Annotated in this window: 7 protein-coding genes; 1 reads left to right on the forward strand and 6 read right to left on the reverse strand. The window is 68.4% G+C overall.

The window, feature by feature from the left end:
* A partial coding sequence (gene eda, locus ACN0V4_RS21455; RefSeq protein WP_417679952.1) for a bifunctional 4-hydroxy-2-oxoglutarate aldolase/2-dehydro-3-deoxy-phosphogluconate aldolase occupies positions 1–588 on the forward strand: 588 nt, incomplete at its 5' end.
* On the opposite strand, the gene ACN0V4_RS21460 is transcribed toward eda, so the two are convergent.
* The 6 genes from ACN0V4_RS21460 to ACN0V4_RS21485 form a co-directional block, all read right to left on the reverse strand.
* On the reverse strand, positions 572–931 hold the full coding sequence (locus ACN0V4_RS21460) for a hypothetical protein (protein WP_417679954.1): 360 nt from the start codon (positions 929–931) through the stop codon (positions 572–574). The genes eda and ACN0V4_RS21460 overlap by 17 nt on opposite strands.
* Before the next feature lie 383 nt (positions 932–1,314).
* Positions 1,315–1,749 carry an RNA polymerase sigma factor gene (locus tag ACN0V4_RS21465; RefSeq protein ID WP_417679956.1) on the reverse strand — a complete coding sequence of 145 codons (435 nt, stop codon included), beginning with the start codon at positions 1,747–1,749 and terminating at the stop codon, positions 1,315–1,317.
* Between the two features lie 281 nt (positions 1,750–2,030).
* The gene (locus tag ACN0V4_RS21470) at positions 2,031–2,312 is read right to left on the reverse strand and encodes a hypothetical protein (RefSeq protein ID WP_417679958.1); all 282 of its coding nucleotides are present in this window, start codon (positions 2,310–2,312) and stop codon (positions 2,031–2,033) included.
* Positions 2,312–3,307 carry a SidA/IucD/PvdA family monooxygenase gene (locus ACN0V4_RS21475; protein ID WP_417679960.1) on the reverse strand — a complete coding sequence of 332 codons (996 nt, stop codon included), beginning with the start codon at positions 3,305–3,307 and terminating at the stop codon, positions 2,312–2,314. The genes ACN0V4_RS21470 and ACN0V4_RS21475 overlap by 1 nt, the downstream gene beginning before the upstream one ends.
* The gene (locus tag ACN0V4_RS21480) at positions 3,304–4,278 is read right to left on the reverse strand and encodes a GNAT family N-acetyltransferase (protein WP_417679962.1); all 975 of its coding nucleotides are present in this window, start codon (positions 4,276–4,278) and stop codon (positions 3,304–3,306) included. The genes ACN0V4_RS21475 and ACN0V4_RS21480 overlap by 4 nt, the downstream gene beginning before the upstream one ends.
* Positions 4,279–4,299: 21 nt before the next feature.
* Positions 4,300–4,809 (reverse strand): MATE family efflux transporter, encoded by a 510-nt coding sequence (locus ACN0V4_RS21485; protein WP_417679964.1) that lies wholly within the window; start codon positions 4,807–4,809, stop codon positions 4,300–4,302.
* Between the last annotated feature and the right edge of the window lie 199 nt (positions 4,810–5,008).

A 5,008-nucleotide genomic window follows, 5' to 3' on the forward strand; every position in this document is an offset into this window, starting at 1 on the left:
CCCGTGCTGGTGATCGAGGAGGCCGCCCGGGCGGCCGCTCTCGGCCAGGCGCTGGTCGCCGGTGGTTTGCCAGTGCTCGAGGTCACCCTGCGCACCCCGGCGGCGGCGGCTGCGATCCGGGCGATGGCCGATCTGCCGGGCGCGGTGGTGGGGGCCGGCACGGTGATCACCCCGGCCGATGTCGATCTGGCGGTGGCGTCGGGCGCGCGCTTTGCCGTTTCCCCCGGGGCCACCGACGAGCTGCTGGCGGCCTGCGAGGCGGCGGGGCTGCCGCTGCTGCCCGGGGCGGCGACCGCCTCCGAAGCGATGCGTCTGGCCGCGCGCGGTTATGACATGCTGAAGTTCTTTCCCGCCGGTCCCGCTGGCGGCGCCAAGGCCCTGGCGGCGCTTGCCGGGCCCTTGCCGGGGATATCCTTCTGCCCGACCGGCGGGGTCAGCGCCGAGAACGCGCCGGATTATCTGCGGCTGGCCACGGTTCCCTGCGTTGGCGGCAGTTGGGTCGCGCCGAAAGCTTTGATCGCCGCTGGCGACTGGGCGGCGATCGAGGCGCTTGCCCGCCAGGCCCGGGAGCTTACCCCCGCGCCATGACGCGGCCCAGATACCAGCCGAAGGGCAGGGCCAGCAGCAAATTGACCAGCGGTTCCACCAGCAGGGCGAGCAGGCCCGCGGACAGCGCCGGAGAGATCAGCACGCTGCGGAACACCGCCAGATCCATCATCAGCAGCACCGCCCCGGCGGCCAGGGCGGCAATCCAGCTTTCGGGATGGCGCCTGAGCGCGATCAGCGCGATCACATAGGGCAGGGCGGAGAACAGGAAGACCGCTGCGGCGAGCGGGGAGCCTCCACCGGCCAGGATGAGATCGCCGTGGGCGTGCAGCAGGATGCCGAAGGTCAGGACCGCGAAGGGAAGCGGTCGGAACAGCTTTGTCATGGCGGGGAAAGGGGTTTTCTTTCGGAAGGGGCGCGGCTGGGGCCTTGGCACCACCCGGTGAGGTCCGGCGCTGAGGCTGGGAAAAGGGAGGGTCGGTCAACCTTCTTTCCGCTATGAAGAAGGGCGGGTGCGGATATCGAAATCCTGTTCTGGGGCCGGCGCCAGGGGCTGGGCATTCTGCCCGAGGGATCGAAAAGATCCATCCTCTGTGGCGTGGGGGCTGCGGGCGTGGGTCGATCTATTCCTTCGCGGTCGGGGAATATCCAAGCCCATACTCCCTCCGGGACCGGGGGTTCAAGGGCGGCGGCGGTTTTGCCGCTGAAAGCCGCAGGTTATGTCTTGGCCAGGCGGGTGCGGGCCGGCCTCTGCGGGATGGGGGCCGGTCAATCGTTGGTGGCCAGGCTCTGGGTCAGGCGGGCGTGGGTTTCGACGATGATGGCATGAACCCGCGCCGGTGAAAGCCCTTCGTCCCGGGCGATCTCGTTCTGGCGGCGGGCGCCGAGCCGGTGGGTGCGAAAGATCCGCTGGTGCCGCGGCGGCAGGGTTCGCAGCGTCCCAAGCACGGCTTGCAGCGATTGCCGGTCGGCCAGGCTCTGTTCAGGACCGGGCCGGAGACAGGCAGGTTCGGCCAATGCGCTGGTGTCGCCGCCAGATCGTGCATGCCGCCGCTGCTCGTCGAGCGCGAGGTTGCGCACGATCCTGCGCAACATGGCGCGCAGGCAGTCGATCTCGGGGTGGATCGCCGGGCTGTTGAGACAACGTATTGCCGCCTCTTGCAGCACATCTTCGGCCTGATCGCGGGCGCCGAGGATCCGCATCGCATCGCAGAGCAGAAGCTCGCGTTCGTGGATGAGATGAGCGAGCAGGCTTCGGCGAGCGGCCGCGCGGGCCTCTGTGGGCAGGGGGAATGGAAGGGGAGACAGATCTGACATCATAGCCCGGGCATGAGGGGGAGCTGCCGGGCGAAACGCTGAGTAGATGCCGTTTGATATCACAGGCGCGGTGGCGGCGGCAACCGGCGGGGCGGCTTACGACACCTGGAGAATATCTTGTTTTCAAACCATTCTCTTATCAGTGCCGCCCCGCCGATGCTGGCTGATCACTCCGCGGCGACGGAGGCCGCATCCGGCCGTGCAAGCGTGGCGAGCGACCGGGTCAGTTCCTCCGCCCGCAGTGCCAGCACCGACAGCAGCGTGTCGCTCAGCCCATGGGTGGGTTCGCTATAGCCCTGAACGAAGATCGCCGGGGCGAAGTCCGACTGCATCGGCAGGCAATAATCGCGGTCAGGCGGCGCGCCGGTGGCAAGGCGGGCAAGCCCGCGCAACACCCCGGCATCCAACGTCCGGTCGTAGCCGGTGGCCAGCAGGATCATGTCGACCATCAGGTGCGCGGGCCGTCCGGGCAGTTGATCTCGATGCACAGCCCTTGCGGCGTCTCCCCGACCGCGCGCAGCCCGGCCTCGGCATGAAGGGCGAGGCGATCGCTTCCGGCCACGCTCTGTTCATAAAGCATGTCATAGATCGCCTGGATCAGATCACCGTCGGCGACGGCGTAGTTGGTCGCGGCCAGCGCGCGCAGGGTCTTGGCGCGGTCCTCGGCCGGGCGGGCATGAAAGCGGTCGGTCTGGGCGGGATCGAAGATCTCGTTCACGAAGGGGGTGTCGTCGGATGGCCGGATGGCACGGCCGCGCAGGATCAGATCGACCTTCGGCGCCTCCTGACGATTGGCGAGATCGGCGAAAATCTCCACCCCGCTCTGGCCGCTGCCGATCACCGCGATGCGTAGGCCGGGCTCCAGCCGGGGCAGGGCGGCGGCGATGTAATCGTTGGAATGGATCACCCGGGGGTGACCCCGCAGCCCCTCAAGCGCGTCGGGCCAACGCGGTTGCCCGCCCGGCGCGATCACCAGATTGCGGGCGTGATAACAGCTCTGCTCGCCCGACCGGCTCTCAGCAATCACCTCGATCATCCGCACCTGACCGCCCAGCGTCACCGGCTCCAGCCCGACGACGCGGCGGTCGTAATCGCAGACCGGCATCTGCGCCGCCACCCAGGCGAGGTAATCGTTGAACTCCACCCGGCTGGGAAAAAAGGTCTTGCGGTTGATGAACCGGCCCAGCCGACCCTTTGCATGCAGATAGCTGACGAAGGAAAAGGCGCTTTGCGGATTGCGCTGGCTGACCAGGTCTTTCAGAAACGACACCTGCATGTCGGCGCCGGGGATCATCATGCCCGGATGCCAGGCGAACCTTGGTCGGGCCTCGAGAAACCGCGCCGAAAGCGGGCTGCCGGTTTCCTCCAGCGCCACCGCGAGGGCGAGGTTCGAGGGGCCGAAGCCAACCCCGATCAGGTCGAAGGGCGTATCGGATGCGGTCATGTCCAGTCTCCTTGCGTGATGAGGCGCGCGGGCGAGAGCGTCAGCGGCGTGCCGCGTCCGGTCCCGGGTCGTGCCCAAAGGCGGGATTCAAAGAAATGCTGGCGTTCGAGACGGACGAGGCTGGCGCGTTTGTGGGAAAAGTCGAAGTCGCGGACATGGGCAAACCCGCCGCGGCCCAGGTTCTTCAACTGCCTGAGGTGGCGGGCCTTGGGTTCGCCCAAAATCGCCTCGGTGCGCGGCTCGGCCAGGAACATGTAATGCATGAGCGAGGGGAGCCAGGCGGTGACGTACTCGACGCCGCGGATGTCCTCCTCGCCGACCAGCACATGCCAGCCGCGATCCCAGGCGGCGGCGTCGCATTGCGCGCCCAGCCGGTTTTCGCGCACCCAGTAGAGTTCGAAATAGGCGAAGTCGCGCCCGTCGAGCGCGGCGATGACCGGCAACATATGCGGATCGGCCAGCAGCCGTTCCAGATCGGCGCGATGCTGTTCCAGCGTGCCGGCCTCCTCGAAGAACTCCGCCACCCGGGGATCGTTCTGCCAGCGGTGGAAGGTTGGCAGATCGGCCGTCGCCCAGACCATCGGCCTTGCCAGCAGGCAGAAGACCAGCGCCAGCGCCGTGCCCAGAGTGAGTCCCCGGGCGATCAGATGGCGCAGCACCCGCGCCCCGCGCTCGGGCTTGGCGGCACCGAAAGCATGGGCCAGCACCGGCTGCACTCCGATGGCGAAACCTTCGAGCGGCAGGATGACGATCAACATCAGCCTGAGCGCGATGCCAAGCGCCGCCACGGCCTCGGTTCCGCCGGTCTCGGCGGCGAGCCGCAGCACCGCCATCATTCCGAGCGTGGTGATGGCCACGGCGGCGGCCTCGGGCAGACCGACGCGCAGCACCGGACCCAGCAGTCGCAGCGGCCCGAGCGCGGGGCGGCGATTGGGGGCCCGGAACCACCAGGCCCAGACCGTCAGCGTCACCCCCTGCGCCGTTAGCGTGGCCTAGGCGGCGCCGTTCAGCCCCAGACCGAAGCCGAAGATGAAGAGCGGATCGAGCGCGATGTTGAGCCCGAAACAGAGCACGAGGGTTCTGAGGCGCATCCCGACCTCGCCGCGCCCGATGGCGAGGAAATCGCAGAGGATTTGCAGGATGGCGCCGCCGATGGTCAGGCTGAGCACCGGCAGATAGCCGGCGGCGAGGGGGCGCAGATCGCCGGGCGTGCCAAGGGCCACGAGCGCCACCTCCCGCCCGGCCCAGAGCCCGCCGCAGAGGACCAGCTCCAGAAACAGCGCCGCGAGAGACCCGATACCGGCGATCTGCCGCGCCCGCAGCGGATCCGCCGCCCCGAGCGCCCGGGCGGTGGCGCTGGCCGCGCCGATGCCCAGCCCGATGCCCGCCGCCGCCACCAGACCGGCGAGCAGGGCCAGAACCGCCAACGGTTCCGCCCCCAGCCGGCCGACAAAGCCCGCATCCACCACCTGATGGGCGGCGTTCAGCGACAGCCCGGCCATTGCCGGCAGAGATCAACCAGTAGGTGTTTGATCCCAGGGTTTGATGGTGCGATCCATTCGCAGGAATGGAAGCAAGCCCTATGGGGCTAGTTCGTCACGGCAGCGCCACGACTAGGCACGCTGTCCGAGCAGCAATAGAGCGATCCATTGGCCGGCAGGCGATTGCGCAGCAATCTGCCGAGAGGCGCAAGCTTCGCTC

The organism is Pseudodonghicola sp., from assembly GCF_048268305.1.
GTDB lineage: Bacteria > Pseudomonadota > Alphaproteobacteria > Rhodobacterales > Rhodobacteraceae > Pseudodonghicola.

Bases quoted from the DNA above. Each gene is read 5' to 3' on its own strand.
- ACN0V4_RS21460 (WP_417679954.1), bottom strand. From the start codon at position 931: ATGACAAAGCTGTTCCGACCGCTTCCCTTCGCGGTCCTGACCTTCGGC.
- ACN0V4_RS21485 (WP_417679964.1), bottom strand. From the start codon at position 4,809: ATGGCCGGGCTGTCGCTGAACGCCGCCCATCAGGTGGTGGATGCGGGC.
- ACN0V4_RS21465 (WP_417679956.1), bottom strand. From the start codon at position 1,749: ATGCGGATCCTCGGCGCCCGCGATCAGGCCGAAGATGTGCTGCAAGAG.
- ACN0V4_RS21475 (WP_417679960.1), bottom strand. From the start codon at position 3,307: ATGACCGCATCCGATACGCCCTTCGACCTGATCGGGGTTGGCTTCGGC.
- ACN0V4_RS21470 (WP_417679958.1), bottom strand. From the start codon at position 2,312: ATGGTCGACATGATCCTGCTGGCCACCGGCTACGACCGGACGTTGGAT.